Annotated in this window: 22 protein-coding genes; 9 read left to right on the top strand and 13 right to left on the bottom strand. The window is 56.0% G+C overall.

The features are described from left to right. Positions 1-17 precede the first annotated feature (17 nt). The 7 genes from AC2FID_RS09065 to AC2FID_RS09035 form a co-directional block, all read right to left on the bottom strand. Positions 18-1,094 carry a DUF2793 domain-containing protein gene (locus AC2FID_RS09065; RefSeq protein WP_496697706.1) on the bottom strand — a complete coding sequence of 359 codons (1,077 nt, stop codon included), beginning with the start codon at positions 1,092-1,094 and terminating at the stop codon, positions 18-20. A gap of 247 nt (positions 1,095-1,341) precedes the next feature. After that, positions 1,342-2,235, bottom strand: a complete 894-nt coding sequence (galU, locus tag AC2FID_RS09060) for a UTP--glucose-1-phosphate uridylyltransferase GalU (protein WP_282169450.1) — start codon at positions 2,233-2,235, stop codon at positions 1,342-1,344. 311 nt (positions 2,236-2,546) lie between these two features. Next, positions 2,547-4,352, bottom strand: a complete 1,806-nt coding sequence (locus AC2FID_RS09055) for an ABC transporter ATP-binding protein (RefSeq protein WP_282169451.1) — start codon at positions 4,350-4,352, stop codon at positions 2,547-2,549. Between the two features lies 1 nt (position 4,353). Next, the gene (locus tag AC2FID_RS09050) at positions 4,354-5,283 is read right to left on the bottom strand and encodes an ABC transporter permease subunit (protein WP_058274595.1); all 930 of its coding nucleotides are present in this window, start codon (positions 5,281-5,283) and stop codon (positions 4,354-4,356) included. Positions 5,284-5,293: 10 nt separating this feature from the next. After that, positions 5,294-6,217 (bottom strand): oligopeptide ABC transporter permease OppB, encoded by a 924-nt coding sequence (gene oppB, locus AC2FID_RS09045; RefSeq protein WP_058277210.1) that lies wholly within the window; start codon positions 6,215-6,217, stop codon positions 5,294-5,296. 65 nt (positions 6,218-6,282) lie between these two features. After that, positions 6,283-7,911 (bottom strand): peptide ABC transporter substrate-binding protein, encoded by a 1,629-nt coding sequence (locus tag AC2FID_RS09040; protein WP_496836447.1) that lies wholly within the window; start codon positions 7,909-7,911, stop codon positions 6,283-6,285. 404 nt (positions 7,912-8,315) lie between these two features. Further along, positions 8,316-9,551, bottom strand: a complete 1,236-nt coding sequence (locus AC2FID_RS09035) for a lytic murein transglycosylase (protein WP_496836445.1) — start codon at positions 9,549-9,551, stop codon at positions 8,316-8,318. A 187-nt stretch (positions 9,552-9,738) separates the two neighbouring features. On the opposite strand from AC2FID_RS09035, the gene AC2FID_RS09030 reads away from it, so the two are divergent. Genes AC2FID_RS09030 through AC2FID_RS09005 form a run of 6 tightly spaced genes read left to right on the top strand, consistent with a single transcriptional unit; the run spans position 9,739 to position 16,270 of the window. Next, a complete protein-coding gene (locus AC2FID_RS09030; RefSeq protein ID WP_496836444.1) occupies positions 9,739-10,701 on the top strand; it encodes a cytochrome ubiquinol oxidase subunit II in 963 nt (320 codons plus the stop codon). Continuing rightward, positions 10,698-12,788, top strand: coding sequence for a cbb3-type cytochrome c oxidase subunit I (locus AC2FID_RS09025; RefSeq protein WP_496836442.1), 2,091 nt, complete (start codon positions 10,698-10,700; stop codon positions 12,786-12,788). Before AC2FID_RS09030 ends, AC2FID_RS09025 begins: the two co-directional genes overlap by 4 nt. Further along, positions 12,785-13,417, top strand: a complete 633-nt coding sequence (locus AC2FID_RS09020; protein WP_282119480.1) for a cytochrome c oxidase subunit 3 — start codon at positions 12,785-12,787, stop codon at positions 13,415-13,417. Before AC2FID_RS09025 ends, AC2FID_RS09020 begins: the two co-directional genes overlap by 4 nt. Continuing rightward, entirely contained in the window at positions 13,410-13,736 is a 327-nt protein-coding gene (locus AC2FID_RS09015; RefSeq protein WP_058277205.1) for a cytochrome o ubiquinol oxidase subunit IV, read from the top strand. Before AC2FID_RS09020 ends, AC2FID_RS09015 begins: the two co-directional genes overlap by 8 nt. A 33-nt stretch (positions 13,737-13,769) precedes the next feature. Next, positions 13,770-14,750 carry an HlyD family secretion protein gene (locus AC2FID_RS09010; RefSeq protein WP_282169456.1) on the top strand — a complete coding sequence of 327 codons (981 nt, stop codon included), beginning with the start codon at positions 13,770-13,772 and terminating at the stop codon, positions 14,748-14,750. Then, positions 14,747-16,270, top strand: coding sequence for a DHA2 family efflux MFS transporter permease subunit (locus tag AC2FID_RS09005; RefSeq protein ID WP_496836439.1), 1,524 nt, complete (start codon positions 14,747-14,749; stop codon positions 16,268-16,270). The genes AC2FID_RS09010 and AC2FID_RS09005 overlap by 4 nt, the downstream gene beginning before the upstream one ends. On the opposite strand, the gene AC2FID_RS09000 is transcribed toward AC2FID_RS09005, so the two are convergent. After that, on the bottom strand, positions 16,267-16,629 hold the full coding sequence (locus AC2FID_RS09000) for a fluoride efflux transporter FluC (RefSeq protein ID WP_282169458.1): 363 nt from the start codon (positions 16,627-16,629) through the stop codon (positions 16,267-16,269). The genes AC2FID_RS09005 and AC2FID_RS09000 overlap by 4 nt on opposite strands. Continuing rightward, entirely contained in the window at positions 16,626-17,033 is a 408-nt protein-coding gene (locus AC2FID_RS08995; RefSeq protein ID WP_261307899.1) for a fluoride efflux transporter FluC, read from the bottom strand. Before AC2FID_RS08995 ends, AC2FID_RS09000 begins: the two co-directional genes overlap by 4 nt. 216 nt (positions 17,034-17,249) lie before the next feature. Between AC2FID_RS08995 and AC2FID_RS08990 the strand changes: the two genes are divergently transcribed. The 3 genes from AC2FID_RS08990 to AC2FID_RS08980 all read left to right on the top strand — a co-directional run bounded on the left by AC2FID_RS08990 (position 17,250) and on the right by AC2FID_RS08980 (position 21,357). After that, the gene (locus AC2FID_RS08990; RefSeq protein ID WP_496836437.1) at positions 17,250-18,830 is read left to right on the top strand and encodes an FMN-binding glutamate synthase family protein; all 1,581 of its coding nucleotides are present in this window, start codon (positions 17,250-17,252) and stop codon (positions 18,828-18,830) included. 62 nt (positions 18,831-18,892) lie between these two features. Then, positions 18,893-19,432 (top strand): RNA polymerase sigma factor, encoded by a 540-nt coding sequence (locus AC2FID_RS08985; protein ID WP_496836435.1) that lies wholly within the window; start codon positions 18,893-18,895, stop codon positions 19,430-19,432. Then, a complete protein-coding gene (locus AC2FID_RS08980) occupies positions 19,429-21,357 on the top strand; it encodes a vWA domain-containing protein (RefSeq protein ID WP_496836434.1) in 1,929 nt (642 codons plus the stop codon). Before AC2FID_RS08985 ends, AC2FID_RS08980 begins: the two co-directional genes overlap by 4 nt. A 43-nt stretch (positions 21,358-21,400) precedes the next feature. On the opposite strand, the gene AC2FID_RS08975 is transcribed toward AC2FID_RS08980, so the two are convergent. Genes AC2FID_RS08975 through AC2FID_RS08960 form a run of 4 tightly spaced genes read right to left on the bottom strand, consistent with a single transcriptional unit; the run spans position 21,401 to position 25,311 of the window. Further along, complete coding sequence (locus tag AC2FID_RS08975; protein WP_109310978.1) at positions 21,401-22,051, bottom strand: ABC-type transport auxiliary lipoprotein family protein; 651 nt, start codon at positions 22,049-22,051, stop codon at positions 21,401-21,403. Continuing rightward, positions 22,048-23,364, bottom strand: a complete 1,317-nt coding sequence (locus AC2FID_RS08970; RefSeq protein WP_282152105.1) for an MlaD family protein — start codon at positions 23,362-23,364, stop codon at positions 22,048-22,050. Before AC2FID_RS08970 ends, AC2FID_RS08975 begins: the two co-directional genes overlap by 4 nt. Before the next feature lie 5 nt (positions 23,365-23,369). Continuing rightward, positions 23,370-24,185, bottom strand: coding sequence for an ABC transporter ATP-binding protein (locus AC2FID_RS08965; protein WP_496756085.1), 816 nt, complete (start codon positions 24,183-24,185; stop codon positions 23,370-23,372). Position 24,186: 1 nt separating this feature from the next. Beyond that, positions 24,187-25,311, bottom strand: a complete 1,125-nt coding sequence (locus tag AC2FID_RS08960) for an MlaE family lipid ABC transporter permease subunit (protein WP_496836432.1) — start codon at positions 25,309-25,311, stop codon at positions 24,187-24,189. Between the last annotated feature and the right edge of the window lie 158 nt (positions 25,312-25,469).

Genomic DNA, 25,469 nt, shown 5'->3' with positions numbered 1-25,469 from the left:
CCGGGCAGTCTGGCGGATCAGAACCAGCGGCCAATTGCTATGGCCGTTGGAGGTAAAGCCGTCGCGTCAGAAACAGACGAAAGAACTTTGTACACGACCTGAGTTTCGGACGGTTCATCAAAGCCCATGAACCTGTTGATCGTGCCCCCACTGCCGCTGATTGCCGTGTTGGTGCCAGTAGCAAAGGCAGCCGGGAAAACCCATGTTGCAGACGAGCTCGCATACAGTGCACCTTCGGTGTTTGTGCAGGTCGTTGCATCCTGTGAAGCGGTGCAAATCTGGGTACCATCAGCAAACCGGACGAAATCACCACTCGGTGTGGCTCCTCTTTCAATCACAGCACCGGTTGGGGTTCCGCCGCTTTGCGTGACCGCCCCCAAAAGATTTCCGGGCCCATAGCCATAGTCAGCCCGCATCAAGCGGCCCGCAGTTGTGTCTTCCGCGCTGTTTTGCACGGCCGTGCCAGAGGCCACCCCGGACGTTGGATCAAAGCTCAGCGCTTCGGACCAATTATTCCCATCCGGCGAGACCTTGATGGAAAAGCCTGTGCTACCGGACAGACCCATTTCCGCATGTCCGGTCCAGTTGGATTGAAACAAAAGGGATGCGGTTTCACCCGCATTTGCCTTGTTGATCTTCAGTTGATGCCCGGCACCCTCGTGGCTTAGCAAGGTTGCCGGCGCGCGCACTGACAGACGATTGGTCGTGTCGTGCCCGGTGGCAATTCCGACGCCTGGCAGGTTCTGCGTCGTGGTCGTGGGTTCGACCCATGCCGACCCGTCCCAAATTGTCAGACGATTATTCTCCCGGTCCCACGCGCGCCAGCCCGATTTGGGCGTTATGAAATGCCAGCCATTGTCTAACCAAGCTGCAAGTTCTCCCGCATGATCCGACCAATCGCCGGACGGCGTCGACCCAAGGGCATAAAGATCACCCTGCGCCGGAACTGTGGGCGGCGTCGAGGCATTAGTAGACTCAATGCAAAGCTGGACGACCAGATCAAGGCGTCTCAGGGCTTCATTAAGTGTGACGTGCTTTTGCGCTTGCGACGGTTGCAGCAATGGCAGGTTCAATCTGGGCGAATTTTGGGACAAAGGGCATTCTCCGTTGGTTGTCGGATCGTCAATTGCGTTGCGCGCCAGACTGCCGCGCCTCACATGAATCCCGCCTGACCGATACGAACGCTCGGTTAATGCCGTGCCAATATTTTGCCTGAGCGATGGGCTGTCCAATCACCCCAGGGCTTTTGATCTACACCGAAAGAAAAAGGCAAACTGCAATGCCTGCAGTTTGCCCTTAATTCGATACCGTTTACCTCGTTTTCGAGGCCACAATCCCTGGTTACTGGGCTGCCTGACCCGTGGCGACAACGTCGTGCAGGTATTTTTGCAAATCCTCTCGAAGGTCATCGCGCGCCAGCGCAAACGCGACTGTTGCCTGCAGGAAACCCGCTTTGGACCCGCAGTCAAACCGCTGGCCGTCGAATTTGTATCCGAAAACCGGGACACCGTTTCTGATGTCTTCGGCGATTGCGTCCGTCAGTTGAATCTCGCCGCCACTGCCCAGCTTGTTCTGATTAAGGTTGTACAGAACCGATGGGCGCAGAATGTAACGACCGATTACTGCCAGATTGGACGGTGCTTCCTCGGGTTTCGGTTTCTCGACCATGCCGCGCGCGCGCACCGCTGTTCCGATGTTATCGCCCACATCCAAAACGCCGTAAGAGCTTGTCTTTTCCGGGGGAACTTCCATGGTGGCAACCATATTGCCGCCAGTTTCCTCATAGGCTTCTATCATCTGCTGCAAGCAGGGCTTTTCCCCTGCGATGACGTCGTCGGGCAGCATGACCGCAAATGGTTCGTCTCCAATCAGGCGGCGTGCGCACCACACGGCGTGACCCAAACCCAAAGCTTTGTGTTGCCGGATATAGGCGATAGCCCCGCTTTCCATGTTGGTCGCATTTAGCGTTTCCAACAGGTCGTCTTTGCCTTTTTCCTTAAGCGTTTGTTCAAGGATTTGGTTGTGGTCAAAATAGTCCTCAAGCGCTGACTTTCCGCGGGACGTTACAAAAATGAATTCGGTAATCCCGGCCGCCCGAGCTTCGTCAATTGCGTATTGAACCAGCGGGCGATCGACCAGGGTCATAATTTCCTTAGGTACCGATTTTGTCGCGGGCAGAAAGCGAGTACCAAGACCCGCAACCGGAAAAACCGCCTTTGTGACCTTACGTGCCATGCTACCTCTCAGCAAAAAGTCTTATCCGTATGAAAGTGTTTTGTCGACGCCACCTCATATTGCGCGCGATTAGAACAATCAACGCAATTAGGCAAAGTCGGTCAACTTGGAGAGATCGTGCCACCGTTGAAATCGGAAGTCAAAATGCTCTGCTCATGCTGGCTATGACATAGCCTTAAAGGTTGATAGTTTAGGGTTAAAATGGATGAAAATGTGCACATTGGATGCAATGTGGAGACAAAAGGAGTCGCTGAAACACCCAAAAAACGAACCTGCCCCGAAGGCTGTGAATTGCTTCGGAGCAGGCGGGTTTATGCCTTCGCCATGATCGCCTCGAGCGGGTCGTGCTCGGCCACAAAATGATTAGGCTTCACTTCACTCAACAGAGGAACATAGTCATTCTCACCGGCCGCCAAACGACTTGGGAGGAAACGCAACGCGGCTTTCGGATCCATCGGTGAGGGCAGTTCGCCCGGCAGTTTCAGGCGCGTGCGGCTGCGCTCCACGTCCGGGTCCGGAATTGGCACGGCCGAGATCAGCGATTTGGTGTAGGGGTGGATCGGATCAGAACATATCACTTCTCCGTCGCCCAGTTCCACGATCCGGCCCAGATACAGCACCATGATCCGGTTAGATACCGCTCGTACAACCGACAGGTCGTGACTGATGAAGATCATCGACAGACCGAACTCCTGCTGCAACTCGCGCAGCAACTCCACGATCTGCGCCTGAATTGACACGTCCAGCGCGGACACTGCTTCGTCGCAGATGATCAGCTTGGGTTTGTTGATCATCGCCCGTGCAATGCCGACGCGCTGGTTCTGACCGCCCGAAAGCTCGTGCGGATAGCGGTTGATCATGTTGGCCTTCAGGCCGACCCGTTCCATCATTTCGGCGACCAGCTTCTTGCGCTCCCGCTCAGTCAGGTCAGGGCGATAGGTCTTCAGCGGTTCCGCAATTGAGGCCGAGATGGTCATCCGCGGATCGAGGCTGGCCAGCGGGTCCTGGAACACGATTTGCAAGTCCTTGCGGTACTTGTTCAACTCGGACCTCCTAAGTCCGACAATGGGATGACCCAGCCAACTGACATTTCCCGCACTGGGTTCGATCAACTGCAGGACGGCCCGTGCCAGAGTGGACTTTCCGCAACCAGACTCGCCCACGACTCCCAATGTTTCGCCCTTGCGGATGTCAAAACTGACACCATCGACGGCTTTCAAAGGTACTTTGTGCCCGAACAAACCGCCCGAGACGTGGATTGGGAAGTGCACTTTGACGTCGTCGACTTTCAGCAGCGGCTCATCGACTTTTTCCAGCGCCTTGGGTGCGTCACCGGCGTCGATGCGGGGCATCGCGGCCAGCAAAGTCTTGGTGTAGTCGTGTTTGGGCGCCCGGAAGATTTCACGCGTCTCGCCGGCCTCAACGAATTGACCCAGCCGCATGACCTGAACGCGATCGCACATTCGGGCCACGACACCCATGTCATGGGTAATCAGCGCAATCGCGGTGCCTTCGTCCTTTTGCAGGCGTACCATCAGGTCCAGAATGTCTGCCTGAACCGTCACATCCAGCGCCGTTGTCGGTTCATCCGCGATCAACAGCTTTGGATTACACAACATGGACATTGCAATCATGACCCGCTGGCGCATACCGCCAGAAAGCTCATGTGGATACTGATCCAGACGCCGTTTAGCCTCAGGGATGCGGACACGTTCGAGCCATTCAAGGCAGCGCGCCCGAGCAGCCGAACCTTGCAGCCCTTCGTGAACCTGCAGGACTTCGCGCATTTGTTGGCCAATACGCAGGTGCGGGGTCAGGGCGGTCAGGGGATCCTGGAAGATCATGCCGACATCGTCGCCACGGATCTGGTTCAGCTTGTTCACCGGCAGGTTCAGAATTTCCTGACCGTTCAGCAAGGCGGAACCGGTTGCCTGCCCGGCAGGGGGCAGCAGGCCCATCGCGGCCATGAATGTCTGGCTTTTGCCGGACCCGCTTTCACCCACGATACCCAGGCATTCACCGGGATTGATGTCAAAACTGATGCCTTTGACGGCCTCAACAACGCCGTCGGCGGTGTTGAACTGGACGCTCAGGTCTTTTACGGAAAACAGGCTCATATCAGCGATCCTTCGGGTCCAGAGCGTCTCGCAAGCCATCACCTATGAAGAACATGGTGATGATGATTGCGACGTAGAATGTCAGTGGGAACAACAACTGCCACAGTGTGCCATAGCCCATCGTCCCGGCCCCTTCGGCGATCAATCGACCCAGAGAGGTATAGGGTTCGGAAATCCCAAGGCCGAGAAACGAAATGAAACTTTCGGTCAGGATCATCTCAGGCACCAGAAGCGAAGCATACACAATCACCACGCCAAGAAGGTTGGGCAGGATATGGCGATACATGATGGTGAATTCGCTGACCCCAGCTGCACGTGCGGCCTCGATAAACTCTCGGTTCTTCAGGGTCAGGGTTTGCCCCCGTACAATTCGTGCCATCGTCAGCCAACCAACCGCACCAAGTGCGATGAACAGCATGACGAATGATCGACCCGCGACAACCAGCAGCAGGATGATGACCAGAGTTGCCGGAATGGCCAGCAGGATATCGACGAAGCGCATCATCACACCGTCGGTGCGGCCACCGATATACCCTGCGGCAATACCGTAGCATGTACCGACGATCAGGGCGGTCGCGGCACCGATCAGACCCACCAGCAGCGATGTCGTCGTCGCCTGAATGATGCGGCTGTATAGATCGCGCCCCAGATCGTCGACGCCGAAGAAATGTCCAGTCTCTGCGGACGGCATTCCCATGCCGCGTACGTCGCCCATGACGTTCCAGTCGATTTCCTCGTTGCTCCAAACGGCAAAGTAGGGGCCAATGATCGTGAACAAAACGATCATCGCCAGAATGAACAGGCTCGCCATGGCGGCCTTGTTGCGAACAAAACGCATCCGTGCGTCCTGCCACAGTGAACGCCCCTGAATGACCGTGTAATCGGTGATGTCTTCGGCCAGGTGGGCGGCTTTTTGTGATTTACCAAGCATTGCCAGCCCCTCAGTAACGGATTTTCGGATCGAACCAGGCATAGGCCAGGTCGGTCAGCAGGTTTACGAGTACGGTCAGGACGCCATATAGGATCGTGACACCCAACAGCACCGCGTAATCACGCGATAGCGCGGACCCCACATAGGCCTGCCCCAGCCCACCGGTCGAAAAATAGATGTCCACAAAGACCGAACCGGTCAGTACATAGACGAAAACCGGACCCAGATAAGACACGACGGGCAGCAAGGTCGGTTTCAGTGCATGGCGCCAGATCACAGTTCTTGTCGGCAGACCCTTGGCGCGAGCCGTGCGGATGAAGTTCGAGTTCAGAACTTCAAGCATCGATGACCGCGTGATCCGCGCAATGGATCCCATGTATGAAGTCGCAAGCGCGATAACGGGCATGATCAGGTACGGCCACTGGCCGCCATTCCAGCCACCGCCCGGCAGCCATCCCAGCCACAAGGTGAAGGTCAGGATCAGGATCGGACCCATGATGAAGTTCGGCAGCGCCTGCGCTGCGATACCCAAGCCAACAGCGAAATAGTCGATCCAGCTGTTGTGCTTGATCGCCGCGGCAATCCCCAGCGCGACTCCGACGGTTGTTGCCACCAGGAAGGACAGCGAACCGTAGGTCAGCGAGATCGGGAAACCCTGCGCGATGATGTCATTCACATCCCGGTCCTTGAACTTAAACGACGGGCCGAAATCAAAATGCACGACGATGTTGTACAGATAGTCCCACAGCTGTTTCCACAGCGGTTGGTCCAACCCGTACCGCGCCTCGATATTGGCCAGCACAGCGGGCGGCAGTGGCCGCTCCGAGGTGAATGGTCCACCTGGCGCGAAGTGCATCAGAAAGAAACTTGCAACGATCAGCAAAAGGATCGTTGGGACGGCGATCAGCAATCGCCGGACGATATAGGCAAGCATTTCATGCCCCCATTATTGGCTTTGCCCCGGAAAGAACTCCGGGGCAAAGCTTGGTCTAAGGAAGATTATTCGGCGGTTTTGTAGAGGTTCTTGGAATACCAGTTCTGCTCTACGTTTTTGACCGGCCAGTTACCGACATCGCTGTCCATCATGTAGACGCCAGCATAGTGATAGATAGGGATAACAGGCGTCTCTTGCGCGATGATACGCTCGACCTCAGTGTAGAGAGGAGCGGCATCGTCAGAGGTTTTGGCTTCGGACAGCAGTTCATCAACGCGGGCGTTGTTGTACTTGCCGTCGTTATAGCCGGAATCCGACTGTAGCAGATCGAGGAAGGTCGAGGCTTCGTTATAGTCGCCACACCATGCGCCGCGTGCCATATCGAAGTTCTGATTGCCACGCTCTTCCAGGAAGATTTTCCATTCCATGTTGGCCAGCTCGGCATTTACGCCCAGCTTTTGCTTCCACATCTGGCTCAGGGCCACGGCAACTTTTTTGTGCGCTTCCGAGGTGTTGTAAACCATCTCAAAGCTCAGTGGGTTGTCGGGACCATAACCAGCTGCGGCTAGCAGTTCCTTGGCCAGTTCGTCGCGCTCGGCCTGCGACATGGACGCCATTTCTACGTCTGGAACGTCAAAGCCAGCGGTTGCTGCCGGGGCAAAGGTATAAGCCTGCGGCTGCCCACCTGCCATGATGTTCTCGGTGATGATCTTACGATCAACTGCCAGGGACAGCGCCTGACGGACGTTCGGGTCCTTGAAGGCTTCGGGGCCACCATCGGACAAGTTGAACGTGTAATAATAGTTACACAGGCGCGGGAAGCTGATTGCTTCTTCCGGGTGCTCTTTTTGCAAGCGTGGGAACTGACCTGCGGGAACTTCTGTGCGGTCCAGCTCACCTGCCAGGTAACGGGTCAGCGCGACGTTTTCGTCGTTGATGACCAGTGCCACGACTTTTTCGATGATCGTGTTGTCGTTGTCCCAGTAGTTTTCGTTCCGTTCACGAACCGAACGTTCCTGTGGCAGATGTTCGGTCAGGACGTATGCACCGTTCGATACGATGTTTTCAGGCTTGGTCCAGGCGTCGCCAAACTCTTCGATGACTTTCTGCGGGGCAGGGAAAGTGGTTGAGTGTGTGGTCATTTGCGGGAAGTACGGCAGCGGTGCGCTGAGCGTCACTTCAAGCGTGTGGTCGTCGATGGCTTTAACGCCCAAGTCGTCAACCGATTTGTCACCTGCGATGATTTCAGATGCGTTCTCGATCGACATCAGTTCCATGAACCATGCATAGGGCGAGGAAAGGGCGGGATCGACGGCACGTTTCCAGGCGAAAACAAAATCGCCGGCGGTTACCGGATCACCATTCGACCATTTAGCATCGTCGCGCAGGGTAAAGGTGTAAACGTCTTTAGAGTCGTTGGTGGTGTAACCGGTGGCAACACCGGGGACCAGATTGCCGTCTTCGTCCTGGTTCATCAGGCCTTCGAACAGGTCACGCACGATCTCGGCGCCGGAAACATCCTCAACAACTTGAGGGTCAACCGAGCTGTGTTCGTCCAGAATACGATAGGTAAAGGTCTGGTCATCCGCCAACGCTTCGCCGGTAGTCGGATGGGTTCCGGCGGCAAATGCAGCACCGGTTATCATGGTAGAGGTCAACAGCCCCGCAAGAGATGTACGAATATACTTGTTCATGTTTTTCAACTCCCGTTTTTTATTAAGCAACCCACGCGCATCCCTTCAGGATGGCTGAGGGCCACCATGTTTGTCCGACCCAGAAAGAGACCGGGACTGGTTCGAATTTTGCTTTTTCAGATCGCAATGAACACCGCGTCGCAGTCTTTCGGTTTGCAGTCGGGAACGTGTTTGCAAAAGTCGCCTTTCACTGATGTCGAACGTGGCATTATTTCAAAAAAGGTTAAAGCCTTTGCCTTAAAATTGGGCAACCAGAGGTGGAATGTGAATGGAAACGGGGGTGCAGTGGAAATTTTATGTTGAAACTCGGAGGCTTCGTGACATTTTCGTGAAGGGTGCCGATTTTCGTTTGGTTGTTTCCGTCGGGTCAAACAGCTGAGGGGTATCTGGATCAGGGCGAATCGCTACTGTTTCAGGCTGGCCTTCATTCCCGCATCAGGAAAGCAGGTAGGAGCTTGGCCGATCAATTCTTGCCAGCGTCCGATCGAACGACGGGTTTTGAACCCGGGTAGGCCATCCGCCCCTCCGACGTCGTGCCCTTGTTGTTCCAGTGTGCGCTGCATGGCAGCGATATCGGATCGGTACATGGCGTCGATCTTGCCCCAGCGACCAGAAAAATTGCCAACGCCATATTGAATGCGGTCTCCGACGTGTCCAACGAACAAGGCATACAGATCGCTTTTGTTGTATTCCTTGAGGACATAGAAGTTCGGCGTGACGACAAAGGCTGGGCCGTTCCGCCCGGCGGGCATCATCAAATACCCATCTCCGGCCAGTTCATGTTTTGGAAACGGCTTGCCTGACACGCGCGCAATTCCCATTGCGGCCCAGTCCCGAATGGGTCTGCCTTGGTCAGGACCTTCCAGCGCGCAGGATATGGTGTCAGGAACAACGACTTCGAACCCCCAATCGCGCCCGGCCCTCCAGCTATGCTGCGCCAGATAGTTCCCGATAGAGGCAATTGTATCTTCGGCTGAGGTCCAAATGTCAGCTTTCCCGTCCGCGTTCCCGTCGGCCGCATAGGTCAGGAAATTGGAGGGCATGAATTGCGGTTGGCCCAAAGCGCCCGCCCAGCTGCTTTTCATTGTGCCCGGCGGTGCATCGCCCGCTTCGGCGATTTGCAGCGCCGCGATCAGCTCTTTGGTAAAATAGTCAGCGCGGGTACTCATGAACCCTTTGGTGCCCAGCACCTGGAAGGTGTTGTGTCGAATGGGAACTTGCCCATAGCCGCTCTCACGACCCCAGATGGCCAGAATGATGCGGGCGGGCACGCCTGTTTCGGCCTCGACGCGCGCCAAGGTTGCGGCGTGTCGCCGGGCCATCTGCCGCCCGACGGATGTCGCGCCCTGAACGGAGCCCGCGTTGAAGTATCGACCCGGGGAGCCAAATTCAGCCTGTTTTTGCCGTTTCGGGGTTTTGATCGGTTGCCCCGGAGGCACCAGATCCGGCAATTTCCAGTTCAGCGTCACACCGTCAAAGGCCTGTTGCATCGTGCGCCTGGAAACACCCTTGGCTCTGGCCTTTGGCCAGATGGTGTCTTGCAGCCAAGACTGGAATTGTCTTTCAACCGCAGCACGATCTTGCGCGGTTGCACTTGTGGACAGGCACCAAAGACCCAGGACGAACGTGATCCATCGCATCGCTTAAGGTCTGGCTTGGTCAAAGCCGCAAGTCAACAGCGGTTTTCCCGTGGTTTTGTCTGCGCCTATTCCCACCGTTGATCAGGGTCGGCGGCCGAGCACCGACCTATTTGGGAAAAAGCCTTGAGAAATTTCATTTGTCTGCCGATAGTTGGCGCGAGAGATTGCTTTAGGAGGACAATCAGGCGTGGCCCTATTCCGAATGTCACCAAAGGCGATGCAGGTTGTGATTGTCGCTGCGGCTCTCTCTGCTACGGCGCAAGCTGCCGGTGCAAGTGACAGTTTCATGGACCCACAAGGTCCGATTGCCGCTGTCCAAAAAGTGCATCTTTTCCGCGCAACTGTCCTGATCCTGTTGGCGGTTGTTCCGGTTCTTGTTCTGGTGCCGCTGATTGCCTTTCGGTATCGGCGGCACAAAGAAGGCGGAGCCATGTACCGGCCCAAGTGGGATTTCTCCGGTCCGTTGGAGTTCGTTATGTGGGGCGTGCCGGTTCTGATTGTCGTGCTGCTATCTTTCTATCTGTGGAAGGCGACCCACCGATTGGACCCATATTCGGATCGCTTTGGCGAAATGCCCGCGCTGAACGTTCAGGTCGTCGGTTTGGATTGGAAATGGCTGTTCATCTACCCCGATCTTGGCATCGCCAGCGTCGGAGAGCTTGGCATCCCCGTCAAACAGCAGGTCGCAATGACACTGACGACCGATACTGTGATGCAGTCCTTCATGATCCCTGCTTTGGCAGGCCAGATTTATGCAATGCCCGGTATGACTACGGAATTGCATGTTGTGTCGGATGTGGCTGCAACAATGCAGGGCGAAAACACCCAGTATAACGGGCGCGGGTTCACCAAACAGAAGTTCCAAACCGTTGCCATGTCCGTCGAGGAATTCAACGAATGGGTCGACAAGGTGCGCAGTAACGGCATTGCGCTGAATGACGAGACCTATCGCATTTTGGCCATGCGGACGGACCGGGACGAGGTGCAAGCCGCGTTGGGAACCGAGCAAATGCCAGATAACGCGTTGTATTTCACGCTGGAGGACAGCAACCTGTTTCATTCAATTGTGCATCGGTATCACGGCAACAATGCTCTGACCGCCGACCAGCAGCCAGGGACGGTAGAATTCGGGCAGGAGGCGCAGCAATGACCACCAATGGTTCTGGCTTCTTCGGCCGCCTGAATTGGGACGCGTTTCCGATTACAGGGCTTATTCAGAATCCCAACACGAACGAGATTGTCGCCAACACTGCCGCTGCGATAGTGATCGTCGGTGTCATCGTCGTCGTTGGATCATTAACGTGGTTTCGCCTTTGGGGACCATTGTGGCGCGATTGGTTAACCAGTGCGGATCACAAGAAGATCGGCATCATGTACATCGTCTTTGCAATCGTCATGCTTGCGCGCGGCGTTTTGGAAGGCGTGGTAATGCGGGCGCAGCAGGCGGCCGGTCCGGGCGATGGATTTCTTGAGGCCGAGCATTTCGCCGAGCTTTTTAGTACCCATGGCACGATCATGATCTTCTTTGTCGCCGTTCCGTTTGTGTTTGGTCTGGCGAATTTCCTGATCCCGCTGATGATCGGTGCGCGCGATGTGGCCTTTCCCGTGATGAACCAGATCAGCCTTGGTCTGACCGTCTCAGCCGGAATGATGCTGATGGTATCGTTGGTGGTGGGCGAGTTTTCGACCGGCGGCTGGACAGCGTATCCGCCATATACCGGTGCAGCGTTCAATCCCGGTGTTGGCCCTGACTACTGGATCTGGGCGATCGTGGTCTCTGGTGTCGGAACCACACTGACGGGCATCAATTTTGCTGTCACGATCTATAAGTTGCGCGCACCTGGCATGAAATTCATGCGGCTACCGATGTATTGCTGGACAATCATCTGTAGCTCGATCCTGATTGTCTTTGCCATGCCGCCTCTGGGCGTTGCCGCACTGATGCTGGCAGCGGACCGGTATCTGGACTTTCATTTTTTCACCAACGACCTTGGCGGCAACATGATGAACTATGCCAATATGTTCTGGCTGTTTGGTCATCCCGAAGTCTATTTGCTGGTTCTGCCGGCCTACGGTATCTACTCTGAGGTCTTCGCAACATTCTCGGCCAAGCGCCTGTATGGCTACAACTCGCTGGTTATCGCCACCATGTCGATTGCGGTGTTGTCATTCACTGTCTGGCTGCACCACTTCTTCACCATGGGTCAAAGCGCGCTGATCAATGCCGTGTTTGGCATCGCGACAATGCTGATCGCTATCCCGACCGGCGTGAAGGTCTATGACTGGATGGCTACCCTGTTCCGCGGGCGCATCCGGTTTTCGGTGCCGATGCTCTACGGGTTATCTTTCTTGATGTTGTTTGTCATCGGCGGGCTTTCCGGTGTGATCCTCGCAAACCCAACAGTGGACTATCAGGTCCACAACACGCTATTTCTTGTCGCCCACTTCCACAATGTCCTGTTGCCGGGTGTGCTGTTCGGACTGCTTGCCGGATACAACTATTGGTTCCCCAAAGCTTTCGGGTTCCGCCTGAACGAATTCTGGGGCCGCGTCTCGGTTGCGTTGTGGACCGTCGGGTTCATGCTGACATTCCTGCCGCTTTATTTCGTCGGCCTGATGGGAATGCCACGCAGGTCATTCAGTTGGGAGGACCCGAGCTTCCACCCGTACATGATCGTCGCCGTCGTCGGTGCGCTGATCATATTGGCGGCTTTGCTGTCGGTGATCGTGCAACTGTGGGTTAGTATCCGTGATCGGGAAAAGGCACGCGTTCCGGTCGGTGATCCGTGGGATGCGCATACGTTGGAATGGTCGATCCCGGCCCCACCGCCTTCCTACAATTTTGCCATCATCCCCCATGTGACCGATCGCGACGATTTCGCTGCCGCGAAAGAGCGCGGCAGCGCGTATCCGTTGCCTGATGCCTATGAGGATATCTCGGTTCCGCTGAACACTGGAATTGGGTTCAGTCTCTGCGTACTCAGCGGGGTTTGGATGTTTGCGCTGGTCTGGTGGATCTGGTGGCTGGCGGCGCTGATGACAATCTTTATGCTCGCGACCTTTATCGCATGGACGTTCAAGGCCGAAACAGAGCGGGTCATTCCGGCAGACGACGTGCGTAAGCAGCACGAAGCCTGGTTGGATCTGGTTCACAATTCTACGCCCGTTGACCGTGATCACGAAACTGCCCCGGAAAATCGCGGATTGGCCCGCCCTGATCTGGAGGCCGTGACATGAAACGCGCGCCCACCCACAGCTATCCCGGCCTGAACCTTGGACGGCGGCACGCAAGTGCCGACAAGGCAAGCGAAGTCGTTACCTTCGGGTTCTGGGTCTTTTTGATGAGCGACCTAGTCTATTTCGGGCTGATGTTCGCGATCTACATCACAATGATCGACGCACAGGCAGGCGGACCCGGGCCGCACGAATTGTTCGACCTGAAAAGCATCTTTGCCCAGACACTGATCCTTTTGACCAGCAGTCTTACTGTGGGTCTGGCGATGCTTGCGCTCAAATACAACCTTCCGCGGTGGCGGATCGTATTCTGGTTCTTCGTGACACTGGTTCTTGGTCTCAGTTTCTTGGTTCTGGAAATGCGCGACTTCATGTCGATGGCCGAAAAGGGGGGTATCCCACAGCGCAGTGGGTTTTTGTCAGCATACTATGGGTTGGTGCCTTTGCACGGTCTGCACGTCACGGCCGGGTGCATTTGGTTGATCGTGCTGGGTATTCAGCTACGAATTTTTGGCCTTACCGATTTGCTGATGTCTCGCGTGGTACGGCTGGCGCTGTTCTGGCACTTTCTGGACCTGATCTGGATTGGCATCATCACTATCGTTTATTTCGGAGGGCTGACCTATGGATAAGCGCAGCGAAATGCATCGCCGCGAGCGCCGCCGTTATGTGATCGGCTATGGTGGGTCGCTTTTGTTGACCTTTGCAGTTTTCGGAATCGCTTACCGTTTCGGCATTGAGACAAAGGGCGTTTACCTTGCAATCAGCCTGCTCGGATTGGCTCAGCTGATCGTACAGCTGGTTTATTTCCTGCACATCGATCGACGTCGCAGCAGCCGCGAAGATCTGGACCTTATCCTGTTTTCCACGATGGTGCTGCTGATCATCATTCTTGGAACTGTTTGGATCATGGGTAATCTGGCGGTTCGGATGCACACGTTTCCAATGTGACGTTCGGCCAAGCCAATTGAAGGGGGCTGGTTCATGAAATCTCTTAAGGTCGTTGGCGCGGTGGTCATCTTGGGCGCAATTGCCATCGGGCTGCTGTTGTACTGGCGCCATCAGGAACGATACCCTTCGACCGATGACGCCTATGTGGGGGCGAACATCATCTACGTGGCGCCACAGGTCACCGGTCAGGTTGCCGAAGTGCTTGTGATTGAGAACCAGCCGGTCAAAACCGGGGACTTGCTGTTCACGATCGACGATACGCAATTCAAAGCTTCGGTTGATCAAGCCAAGGCCAACCTCGACAGCGCGGTGCAGCAGGCGCAGTCTTACAGTACACAGATCGCGGCCGCACAAGCGGTGGTCGACAGCACGCAGTCGGCCTACAATACGGCTCAGAGTAATCTGGAACGTGCTAAGGCGCTGTTTTCAGACGGTGATCTGGCGCAGGCGTCCCTGGATCAGACCAGTTCGGAATTTGCGCGCGCCGCGGCGCAACTTACCACAAGCCAATCCGCCCTGTTGGCCTTGCAAAGTGGTTTGGCGGCCAAACAGGACGATATACTGTCATCGCGCGCCCAAGTGGAAATTGCGCAGGCCAATCAAAATTGGACCAAGATCTTTGCGTCGGCAGATGGGTGGATCGCCAACCTGACCCTCAGGCCTGGATCGTCGGTTTCAGCTAACGCGCCGCAGTTTTCGATCGTTGAGTCGTCTGATTGGTGGGTGGACGCCAATTTCAAAGAGACATCACTGCCGCGCATTCGTCCGGGTCAGCAGGTCACGGTAAAGATCGACATGATGCCGGGCGTCACCCTGACGGGCAAAGTTGCGTCAATCGGACGGGGGTCGGGGGATACGTTCTCGCTGTTGCCATCCGAGAACGCCAGCGGGAATTGGGTCAAGGTCACGCGGCGCTTTCCGGTACGGGTTGAACTTGATCCTACGGATGCCCCATTGCGGGTGGGTGGCAGTAGCAAGGTGACCGTGGATACCACACCGCAGGCCCAAAAATGACATCCCCGGCAGCAGGCCACATCAATCCGGTGATTGTGGTTGCTGTTGTCCTCAGCGCTATTCTTGAGGTGCTCGACAGTACAATCGTCAATGTCGCGCTGCCCCATATTCAGGCGGCATTCGGGGCAACAACCGATCAGGCCACGTGGATACTGACCAGTTATATTGTGTCGGCCGTTGTGGTCATGCCACTGACGGGCTTTGTCGCCCGCCGTGTCGGCCGTCGACGTCTGATCCTGACCGCTGTGACCGGGTTCGCGACGATGTCGGTCATGTGTGGCCTGTCCTGGAGCCTTGAAACCATTGTAGCCTTTCGCCTGGCCCAAGGCATGTTCGGGGCGTTTCTGATCCCGTTGTCCCAATCCATTCTCTTCGACGCCTATCCCCGTGAAAAACGTGGGCAGGCGATGGCGGTCTTCGGTTTGGGAGTCGTCGTAGCACCGGTGTTGGGGCCCACAGTTGGGGCGATCCTGACCGAGTATTTCTCTTGGCGAATGGTGTTTTTCGTGAACCTGCCGGTAGCCGCGATGGCGTTGCTTTTGTTGGCCGGAGAGTTGCCGGATGACGAAACCGAAGAGGTTCGCATCGATTGGAAAGGCCTTGCTCTTCTGGCCATTGGCATAGGCTGCCTGCAATTTGTTCTGGATCAGGGAGAGACCAAGGACTGGTTGTCATCACGGGTCATTCAGGTTGCCCTCATCGCTTCGGTTTTGGGCGCGGTTGGGTTTATCATCCATGTGCTGACCACGGAAAAGCCGGTTGTCGATTTGCGGTTTTTCGCGGATCGCAATTTCGCGCTGTGCAATATGGTTATCGCCGGATTTGCCATTTCCCTGTTCGGAGGTATCGCGATCCTGCCGACTTTCGTTCAGAACTTGCTGGACTATCCAGTCATCACATCGGGCCATCTTTTTATCCCGCGAGGGGTCGCCGCCGGGCTGTCGATGGTCCTGACCGGCGCTGTTCTGGTTACGCGTTTCGATCCGCGTGTTCTGGCCGGGCTGGGTATGCTTTTGACGGCTGTCAGCAATTTCATGATGGGGGCGCTCAACATGGATGCTGGATTTTGGGAGCTTGCCTGGCCAGGGGCGGTAAGCGGTCTGGGGATGGGCCTCGTGTTTGTACCAATGTCGATATTGGCGTTTGAAAGCATCTCCAAGTCGCGGCAGGACGAGGCATCAGGCCTGTTCAATGTGACCCGTCAGCTTGGATCATCAGTCGGAATTTCCTTGGTCGGAACTTGGGTTGTTCGGGGTCTTCAAACAAACACGGCAGTTCTCAGCCAAAACGTGACGCCCTATAACCCCGCCGCCCAAGCCTATCTTGCGCCACTGAACCTGACGCCAGACAGTGCGCAGGGGGCAGCTATTCTGGGACAGGAAATTGTTCAGCAGGCTGAACTGATTTCATATCTGACCGTCTTCAACAATCTAGGGCTTTTGGCCTTGGCGACCATTCCGCTGCTGTTCTTTTGCAAAGCACCTAAACCTGGAACGCAGGCGTCAGTGCCTGCACATTAACGCATCAGGAAAAAGCCAAATGCCAGCGCCGCCCAGCAAAGACCCAGGCTGAGCAATATATTGCCCGCCGCCAGCGCCACGGTCCGTTCGCGTCTAAGTTCCAGCGACTGATAGGCAAAGCTGGAAAACGTCGTGAAGCCGCCGCAAAAACCAAAGACCAGGCGTTTTTGTTCTTCGCCCATCTCTATTGATCCGCCAAGATAGCCGATCCACAACCCCAGCAGCAGACTACCCAGAACGTTTACAATCAGGGTCGAAAACGGCAGGTCATGAACAATTCGCAGAGCGATCCAGTGGCGCAAAACAGCCCCTAAACCACCGCCTAACCCGAACATCGCGTGCAGGAACAATTCGCTCATTCAGTCGCCCTCGGCGGATGAAAGCGCCTTCCGATAGCCTCACCCAAAATGGCGGCTGCCAGTCCCGCCGCGATTTCCAACGCGGCGGCCGAAGCCGCAACCCAGATGTTAGACAATGCCAACCGCTCCAATTCGGAAACAAAAGAGGAAAAGGTCGACAGGCCACCACAAAAGCCGACAGCGCCAAGATGCAGCACATGGGCATGGACGCGGTTTCGCACCGAATACAGCCATCCCAGTATGAAGCAGGCCACAATATTGATGCCAAAGGTCTGCGTCAGAAATCCGGCATGCGGTATGCTCACCGAGAACAACTCGCGCAGCAGCGACCCAACTGCGCCACCAATGAACACGGCTCCGAACATCAATGCCGTGGTCCGAACATGCGTTCGTTTTTGTGTCACAGCCTGCCGTCCTGCCCCTATCCCGTTTCCTCGGGCATAATAGCTGGCGTTGCCCGGATCAACCGTGACCAATGTCCGGACTACATTTCACATCTTCGCCCGTTTGCGTGAAGGCGGGCACAATCGCTTGCAATCTAACAGCGATTTGCCCCACGTTTGGCGAACACCGCGCCTGCTGCAGCAGGCTGGCAAGCACGCGACCCTGGGAGAGCACGAATGATTGTACGCAGACTCTATTACTTCATTGCATATGTGTGTCTGCCGCTGACCCTGTTGTGGGGTTTTTTTTGGCCGCCCGCCCATTGGTTGCTGGTGGTGCTCATTCCATATGCCGTGATCGGCCTTTACGACATGCTGACGACCAAACACAACGTGCTGAACAACTATCCGGTCCTGGGGCATTTCCGGTATATGCTGGAGTTCGTCAGCCCGGAAATCCGGCAGTATTTTGTGGAAACCAACGAAAGCGGCCGCCCTTTCAATAGGATCGTACGATCACTTGTCTACTCGCGGGCCAAAGGACAGGTGGATACGCAGGCGTTTGGTACGCAATACGACGTCCTGTCAGTCGGATATCATCGTGCTAACCACTCGCTTGCGCCCAAGCATGTGGATGAAAGCGAAGAACGGATCATGCTGGGTGGCCCGCAATGCACGCAGCCATACAGTGCGTCGCGGCTGAACGTCTCCGCCATGAGCTTTGGGGCGCTCAGCGCCAATGCGATCCGGGCACTGAACGGCGGCGCCAAGGACGGCGGATTTGCGCATAACACGGGTGAGGGCGGCCTGTCCCCGCACCATCTGGCCGAGGGTGGCGACATCATTTGGCAGATCGGAACAGGCTATTTCGGCTGCCGCACGCCCGAGGGTGGTTTTGACAAGGACCTGTTTGCCGAAAAGGCAAAAAAGGACGTTGTCAAAGCGATTGAAATCAAGCTGTCGCAGGGGGCCAAACCTTCGCATGGCGGGGTGCTGCCTGCCGCAAAAGTGGATCAGGAAATTGCCGAAATTCGCGGCGTGCCGGAACATCAGGACGTGATATCTCCGCCCACTCACTCTGCTTTTGAAGGTCCAACCGGTCTGATGCATTTTGTGCAGCATCTGCGGGAAATGTCTGGCGGCAAACCAATCGGGTTCAAGCTGTGTATTGGTAGACCGTCCGAGTTTATGGCGATTTGCAAGGCGATGCTGGAAACAGGAATCCTGCCGGATTTCATCACCATTGACGGTGCCGAAGGCGGTACCGGTGCTGCCCCGGTCGAATTCACCAACCGGTTGGGCATGCCGCTGAACGAGGCGCTGATTTTCGTAAACAACTGCCTACGTGGCGTCGGTTTGCGCGACAAAATCCGGATCATCTGTTCGGGTAAGGTAGCCACCGGCTACGATATGGTCGAAAAATTCGCGCTGGGGGCAGATATGTGCAACGCGGCGCGCGCGATGATGTTTGCCGTAGGATGCATTCAGGCGCTGCATTGCAATACGAACCGCTGCCCGTCCGGCGTTGCCACTCAGGACCCGATACGGGGCAGGGCGGTCAATGTTCCACAAAAACGCCAGCGCGTGCACCGCTTTCACGATGCGACATTGGAAAGCTTCCGCGAACTTTTGGGCGCTATGGGCAAAGACAAAGTGTCAGACCTTCACCCGATAGATATCCGCCGCCGCACGGCAGACGAGCGGGAACGGTCTTATGCCGAACTCTATACCCTTATCGACGAAGGCGTTTTGTTGACAGACGCAATACCGTCCGACTACGCGGCCGATTGGAAACTCGCGTCGGCGGACTGCTTTTAATTTTTTTTGGCTATTTCGCCAAGGATTGACGATTTTGATCCGTCATACTCAGTGTGATGCGTATGAAAACATCGGATGAAGACTTGGCCAGGGCCGCTGCGGACGGGGACGTTGACGCGTTTGCGACCCTGTTGCAGCGCCATTACGACCGGGTCTTTCGTCTGGCTTTTCGTCTGACCGGACGGGCTGATCAGGCTGAGGATCTCACACAGGATATCTGTGCGGCGCTGCCCACCAAAATTGCGGGCTTTCGGGCGCAGGCCAAGTTCACAACCTGGCTTTATCGCGTTGTCGTCAACGCGGCCGAGGACGCCCGGCGTCGCCAGGCAAGTCACAGTCGCGCTGCCGCAGGGTGGGGTGATGTGGAACACATGCGACGGGCAGAGGCGACCGAGACGGCCCAAGCATTGGATTGGTTGCAGCGCGCCATGCGGTCTCTGCCACCCGAATTGCAAGATACTCTGGCCCTGACATTAGAGGATGAAATGACACACGCCGAAGCTGCTGCAGTTCTGGGCGTGTCCGAAGGCACCGTGTCCTGGCGCATGTCCGACATTCGCAAACGTCTGCGCGCCCTGCGACAAGAGGAATTGGCACAATGACCGATGATCTTGATGATTTCAAAGCCTTGATGGATGTCGCGACGCCGGCACCAGATGCCGAACGGCGGGCGAAAAACTTGAAATTGGCTCAGAAAAAATTTGCACACAACCAAGGATCGCATGCTGCTGTGCGTCCGACTGTTAAGCGAGGCCCAATGGCCCGCATGACAGAAGGAGCGAAATCCATGTTGAATGCCTTGTCCCATCGCGGCGCCCTGACCGCCACAACCGCAATTGCCGCTGTTGCGCTGATCATGTTCGTGCCGCAGTCCCGCGACATCGTTGTGCAGCCCCTATCGCGCAGTGAAAGCCCTGCGCCCGCACCCGAAGCAGATTCTGCCGCATTGGAAGATCTCGTCGTTGAGGCCCCGGTCGTAGTTGAAGAGTATGCCGCGCCCGTGCGATCCAAAGCGGCCGCCCCTCAGCAAGGCGTTTCGGGCTTGGTTGCTGAAAACACTGCGCGACTTGGCATCACTTCGGGCGATGCCACTCATATGATGGTTGAACCAGAGGTGGGAATTCTGCCCTTCCCGGATACCGAGGCGTTTTCAAACGCTGAAGCCAATCCTCTGAAAGTCACCAGTGAAGAGCCTGTTTCCACCTTTTCAATTGACGTCGATACGGCCTCCTATTCGATCGTCCGGTCCTCTCTTATGCGCGGTCAGCTTCCACCCAAGGATGCCGTCCGTGTCGAAGAGATGGTAAATTATTTTCCTTACTCGTATCCCGCACCAGAAGGGGACGCGCCGTTCCGGCCGACGATCACAGTAACACCGACGCCTTGGAATGAGGGTACTCAGCTTGTGCATGTCGGTATCCAAGGGGCATTGCCGCAGATTGAGGACCGACCGCCGCTTAATCTGGTCTTTCTGATCGATACCTCGGGATCGATGCATGATGCCAACAAACTACCACTGTTAAAACAATCGTTCCGTTTGATGCTGTCAGAGTTGCGAGATGAGGACGAGGTCTCGATCGTGACCTATGCCGGAAGCGCGGGGCAGGTTCTGGAACCCACCGCGGCCGTGGAACGTGACAAAATCCTCGGCGCGCTCGACCAGTTGGAGGCAGGCGGTTCGACCGCAGGTCAGGCCGGGTTGCAACAGGCATATCAGGTAGCCGAAAGCATGAGCGCTGACGGTGAGGTCACGCGCGTCATCCTGGCAACGGATGGCGACTTTAATGTTGGCTTGTCTGATCCTGATGCGCTGAAAGACTTCATAGCAAATAAACGTGACAGCGGTACGTTCCTGAGTGTTTTGGGTTTTGGCCGGGGTAATCTGGACGATGCCACGATGCAGGCACTTGCCCAGAACGGAAACGGACAGGCCGCGTATATCGACACGCTGAGCGAGGCGCAAAAAGTCCTGGTCGACCAGTTGACGGGCGCATTGTTCCCAATCGCAAACGACGTCAAAATCCAGGTTGAGTTCAACCCGTCACAAATCGCCGAATATCGCCTTATCGGATACGAGACGCGCGCGTTGCGTCGGGAAGATTTCACCAATGACAAAGTGGACGCCGGCGATATCGGCGCAGGCCACTCGGTTACGGCGATTTACGAGGTCACGCCTGTTGGTTCAGACGCGATCCTGAACGATCCGTTGCGTTATAATGCCCAAGTGGTACGTGACGGTTCGGATGAGATCGGGTTTTTCAAACTGCGTTATAAAACGCCGGGGTCCGACCAGAGCCGGTTGATCGAACAGCCCATTGCGGCGACGCAGGACGAGGTTTCAGACGATGTCCGCTTTTCCTATGCCATCGCCGGGTTCGGGCAGTTATTGCGCGGTGCAGAATATCTGGGGAACTGGTCCTACGACGATGCGATCGGATTGGCAAACGCAGCCCGCGGTGAAGATCCCTTTGGGTACAGGGCCGAAGCTGCCACGCTCATGCGGCTTGCGCAAACGTTGTCACGGTAACAGCGGGCAATGGGGCGCTGCGTTGGGCAGCGCCCGTGTTCCGTCAATACGATCTTTGGTTGTTGGCCGCATGTGTGTTGATCCGGCGCACGCTCCACTCTACGGCGTCGCGCATGGTCCTGCCCAAAGCATCGTCAAAGGCTTTCACAAGGTCAGGCGTCGCATCGCTGGCAGAGGCAACAACTTCCCGAAATGAACTAGACGCGATGATCTTGTCTTCGAATTCATCAATGATCTTAATGTTCATGCGCACTTCGACGCGGATGGTTTTTGTCCCCTCAACATCGCTGACGACGAACCCCTGAAATTCGCGTAGGTCCGGAACGATGACATAATCGGCGCGCAGGCCCACGGTTGAGCGACCAACAGCGGCCACCTTGCCACTGTTTTCATAGCTTTCGACCAACAGCGCCTGTACGATAAGCGGTGCACGGTCGACCCATCTGGCGCGCGGTAGGTATTGCACCTGCAATGGGGTCGGCTGAATAGCGATCTGATCGGTATTGACCGCCGCCGTTGCTGTCGGTTCCTGTACAACGATTTGTTTTTGGACGCGCGGCAACGAAGACGAAAAGGTGCTTTTCGGCGTCAAAAGATACAGGTCGTTTGGCTTGGATGCCTGCCTCAGCGTGCCCAACCCGGTGCACGCGCCCAGCGACCCCAACGCCAGAACCAAAAGAAACAGCCTGATCATTGGCGAAACTCCGAAGCTTGGGTTCCCAGTAAGAAGCGTGCCGGGTCACGTTCGACCTTGTCCACCAGCCGATCCAGGCTGATTACCAATCGTTGCGACTCTTCTACGAAACGTGTGAATTGCGGCAGGCCGACGCGGAGGAAGTCGGACAATTGCCGTCGGTTGTCCTGAACGATGCCGTCGATGGTGCCCAGCAATTCGGACGCCGATCGCGATGCATTGAGGATATCGGCCGAAATTTCGTCCAACTTGCTTGTGACATTAGACACTGTTGAGGCGACCTGATTGGCCGCATTGCGGATATCGTCCATGACTGCGCCGACGTCTTTGTTGATGACCTCATTGGCCGAGTCAAAAGCGCGTTCCGCAGAAGCCAATGTGGTGTTTGCTGTATCCATCGCTGCCGTGATCGACCCCAGTGTTTTGTTTGCATTCACAAAGGTCTCGGTCGCGGTCGCCAAGGCAACGCTGCCTTCGTCGGACAGGCCGGTCAGGCGTTCTGCCAATGTTGAGGCCCGATCGATAAATGGTTTCACGTCGTCCTGTATTATGCGATCGGCCGATTCAATTGTTGTCTTGGCGCTGTTCAGTGTTTCCGTTGCGGACTCGGATGCAGTTTTTACGCTTTTGAGTGTGTCTGTCCCTGTCGTCAGGGTGGTTTCGGCTGTATCGGCCAATTTATCAAGCCGCGTTGTAAAGTTGCCCAGTTGCTTGGCAGCGCCGCCAAGGTCGGTGGACAAGCTTTCGAAATCTGTCAGCGTTTTGTCCAGCCTGCCGGACGCAGAAGCCAGGTTGTCCAAAATTTCGCTGACGGATTGGCGGTTCTTGTCGTCAACGACCGAGTTCAGACTTTCAAGCAGGGTAACCGCCTCATCCAGAACTTTCGGGGCGCCTTCGAACAAGGATTGAATTGCGCTGCGCTTGCTTTTGATTACGCTGTTTTCCGGCAAGGGTTTGTCGCTGCTTTTGCCACCCGTCAGCTCAACATAACTGACGCCAGTAACACCCAGAGATTGTAGCTGCGCGATGGTATCTTCGGTGACGGGTATGTCGGCATCTACTTCAAGCTTAACGCGCACCTTTGACGGATCGTCCTCGTCCAGGTTCAACGAAATCACCTGACCAACGGGCAAGCCGTTGAAGCTTACGCCGCCCGCAGAGGAGAGGCCTGATACGTTTTCGAACAGAACGTCGTAATATGCGTATTGGCGCGACACCTCGAATTTCGCGAGCCATAGGAAAAACCCGAAGGCACCAAGGATGCCCGCGATTGTGAACGCGCCGATCAGGATATAGTTTGCCCGGGTTTCCATAGCCTTTACCTGTCCTGCCCCTTCTCTTGCGCCGCGCGGGCCCGGGGGCCGGTGAAATACTCTTGAACCCAAGGATGGTCGACTTTGGTCATTTCTTCAATCGGACCTTCAACCAGAACCCGTTTTTCTGCGAGCACTGCGACCCTATCGCAAATGGCATAAAGACTATCGAGGTCATGTGTGACCATAAAGACGGTCAAGCCTAAAGCATGCTGCAATTCACCGATCAACTCGTCATACGCAGCCGCGCCGATTGGGTCGAGGCCGGCGGTTGGCTCGTCCAGAAATACGATCTCGGGGTCCAAAGCCAAGGCGCGGGCAAGGGCGGCGCGTTTGCGCATCCCGCCGGACAATTCGGAAGGCAATTTCCCGCAACTCAGTTGCGGCAAACCGACAAGGCTGATCTTCAGGTTACCAAGCGCGCACATCAGGCTTTCGCTCAGCCCTGTATGTTCGCGCAGCGGAGCCATCACGTTCTGCAAGACCGTCAGCGAGGAAAACAATGCCCCATCCTGAAAGGCAACGCCCCAGCGACGCTCAATCCGGCGGCGTTCCTGTTCCGGGCCATTCAATACGTCGACACCCAGCACCTCAATGCTGCCCGCCGCGGGTCTGTTCAGGCCGACAATCGTGCGCAGCAGAACCGATTTGCCGGTTCCCGATCCACCGACGATCCCCAGAACTTCACCACGCCACACATCCAGATTCAGGTTCTGATGTACAACTTGCGGACCGAACTGGTTTGTGAGATTGCGAACGCGGATCACCGCCTCGCGCTGAGCGTCGGATTTTGATGTCTGTTCCAGCGTCGTACCGTCCATCTCAGACCTCCATCACCGAAAAGAAGATCGAGAACAAAGCATCCAAAGCGATCACCAGAAAGATGGATTGCACAACCGAAGCCGTGGTTCGTTGCCCGACGGATTGGGCAGACCCCTTGACCTGCATGGCCTGCCAACAAGCAATTACGCCGATGACCAAAGCAAAGAAGGGGGCCTTGATCATGCCAATTGCGAATTGCCAAATACCGGTGTTTTCTTTCAGGCGCGTGACGAACATGCCAGGGCTGACCCCAAGGTCGATCCAACTCATCAATCCGCCGCCGATCAGGGCGGCAAGGTCGGCGATGAAGCCAAGGATCGGCAGCATGATCAACAGGGCAACAACACGTGGGATCACCAACACCTCGATTGGGTCCAAACCCAATGTGCGCATTGCGTCGATCTCTTCCTGAACCTTCATCGAGCCAATCGAGGCGGTAAAAGCCGAGCCTGAACGCCCAGCAACGATGATCGCTGTCAGCAAAATGCCGAGCTCACGCAAAACTGAGATCGAAATCAGTTCGACCACGAAAATCTCGGCGCCGAACTGCTTTAGCTGGGTCGCGCCCTGAAAGGCCAGTACGACGCCGATCAGGAACCCCATAAGGGCAACGATCGGGATGGCCTTGAGGCCGGTCTCTTCCATTTGCGAGACCAAGGCCGCTTTGCGCAGACGGCGCGGCATTAGAATTGTACGGACAAGACGATGCAGCGTCAGACCCAGGAAGCCCAGCAGGGATAGCATGCCTTTTCCGGCCTGGGCGGTGCGTTCCCCGACACTTGCGACCCAGTCGGTAAAACTGCGCTTTTCAGTTGCCACACCGGGGTCGTCGGGAATGTTTTCCGCCACGGTTTCCAAAAGCGCGGAATGGGCGGGCTTTAACCCTTCATAATGAACGTTTGCGCCACTTGCCTTTGCGCGCCGCGCAACATCGGCAATCAGCCATGCGCCACCGGTATCCAGTGCTCCGACCTTCGAAAGATCGACAGTTAGTTCGTTACTGTCTGCTCGAAACCCTTCAAACGCCTTTTCGACCATGTCCAGGGATTGAGTCACCAGATCACCCGAAACCCGCAGGTAAACGCCGTTGGCGTCACGGTCCGACTGTATCACTGGCTGCGTCATGAGCGTATGTGATGGCAAAGGGCATTGACCTGCAACGGATTTTTGCGAACTACGTTGTATTTCTTACCGCTCAATAGCGTCTAAGTGACATCTCCAGACACCAAAGTCATGGTTGTGGTTGGTTTTGCGCTCAACTAGGCCGACCGGTGCAAGATCAT

This window comes from Ruegeria sp. CDSC068 (genome assembly GCF_059610545.1).
This window is presented reverse-complemented; position numbering and strand designations above follow the sequence as displayed.

Excerpts from the sequence above, each read along its gene's own strand:
- AC2FID_RS09055 (WP_282169451.1), bottom strand. The coding sequence starts at position 4,352 with ATGAGCCTGTTTTCCGTAAAAGACCTGAGCGTCCAGTTCAACACCGCC.
- AC2FID_RS08980 (WP_496836434.1), top strand. The coding sequence starts at position 19,429 with ATGACCGATGATCTTGATGATTTCAAAGCCTTGATGGATGTCGCGACG.
- AC2FID_RS09025 (WP_496836442.1), top strand. The coding sequence starts at position 10,698 with ATGACCACCAATGGTTCTGGCTTCTTCGGCCGCCTGAATTGGGACGCG.
- AC2FID_RS09015 (WP_058277205.1), top strand. The coding sequence starts at position 13,410 with ATGGATAAGCGCAGCGAAATGCATCGCCGCGAGCGCCGCCGTTATGTG.
- AC2FID_RS09000 (WP_282169458.1), bottom strand. The coding sequence starts at position 16,629 with ATGAGCGAATTGTTCCTGCACGCGATGTTCGGGTTAGGCGGTGGTTTA.
- AC2FID_RS09035 (WP_496836445.1), bottom strand. The coding sequence starts at position 9,551 with ATGCGATGGATCACGTTCGTCCTGGGTCTTTGGTGCCTGTCCACAAGT.
- AC2FID_RS09010 (WP_282169456.1), top strand. The coding sequence starts at position 13,770 with ATGAAATCTCTTAAGGTCGTTGGCGCGGTGGTCATCTTGGGCGCAATT.
- AC2FID_RS09020 (WP_282119480.1), top strand. The coding sequence starts at position 12,785 with ATGAAACGCGCGCCCACCCACAGCTATCCCGGCCTGAACCTTGGACGG.
- AC2FID_RS08965 (WP_496756085.1), bottom strand. The coding sequence starts at position 24,185 with ATGGACGGTACGACGCTGGAACAGACATCAAAATCCGACGCTCAGCGC.
- galU (WP_282169450.1), bottom strand. The coding sequence starts at position 2,235 with ATGGCACGTAAGGTCACAAAGGCGGTTTTTCCGGTTGCGGGTCTTGGT.
- AC2FID_RS08975 (WP_109310978.1), bottom strand. The coding sequence starts at position 22,051 with ATGATCAGGCTGTTTCTTTTGGTTCTGGCGTTGGGGTCGCTGGGCGCG.
- AC2FID_RS08990 (WP_496836437.1), top strand. The coding sequence starts at position 17,250 with ATGATTGTACGCAGACTCTATTACTTCATTGCATATGTGTGTCTGCCG.
- AC2FID_RS09040 (WP_496836447.1), bottom strand. The coding sequence starts at position 7,911 with ATGAACAAGTATATTCGTACATCTCTTGCGGGGCTGTTGACCTCTACC.
- AC2FID_RS09005 (WP_496836439.1), top strand. The coding sequence starts at position 14,747 with ATGACATCCCCGGCAGCAGGCCACATCAATCCGGTGATTGTGGTTGCT.
- AC2FID_RS09050 (WP_058274595.1), bottom strand. The coding sequence starts at position 5,283 with ATGCTTGGTAAATCACAAAAAGCCGCCCACCTGGCCGAAGACATCACC.
- AC2FID_RS08960 (WP_496836432.1), bottom strand. The coding sequence starts at position 25,311 with ATGACGCAGCCAGTGATACAGTCGGACCGTGACGCCAACGGCGTTTAC.
- AC2FID_RS08985 (WP_496836435.1), top strand. The coding sequence starts at position 18,893 with ATGAAAACATCGGATGAAGACTTGGCCAGGGCCGCTGCGGACGGGGAC.
- AC2FID_RS08970 (WP_282152105.1), bottom strand. The coding sequence starts at position 23,364 with ATGGAAACCCGGGCAAACTATATCCTGATCGGCGCGTTCACAATCGCG.
- oppB (WP_058277210.1), bottom strand. The coding sequence starts at position 6,217 with ATGCTTGCCTATATCGTCCGGCGATTGCTGATCGCCGTCCCAACGATC.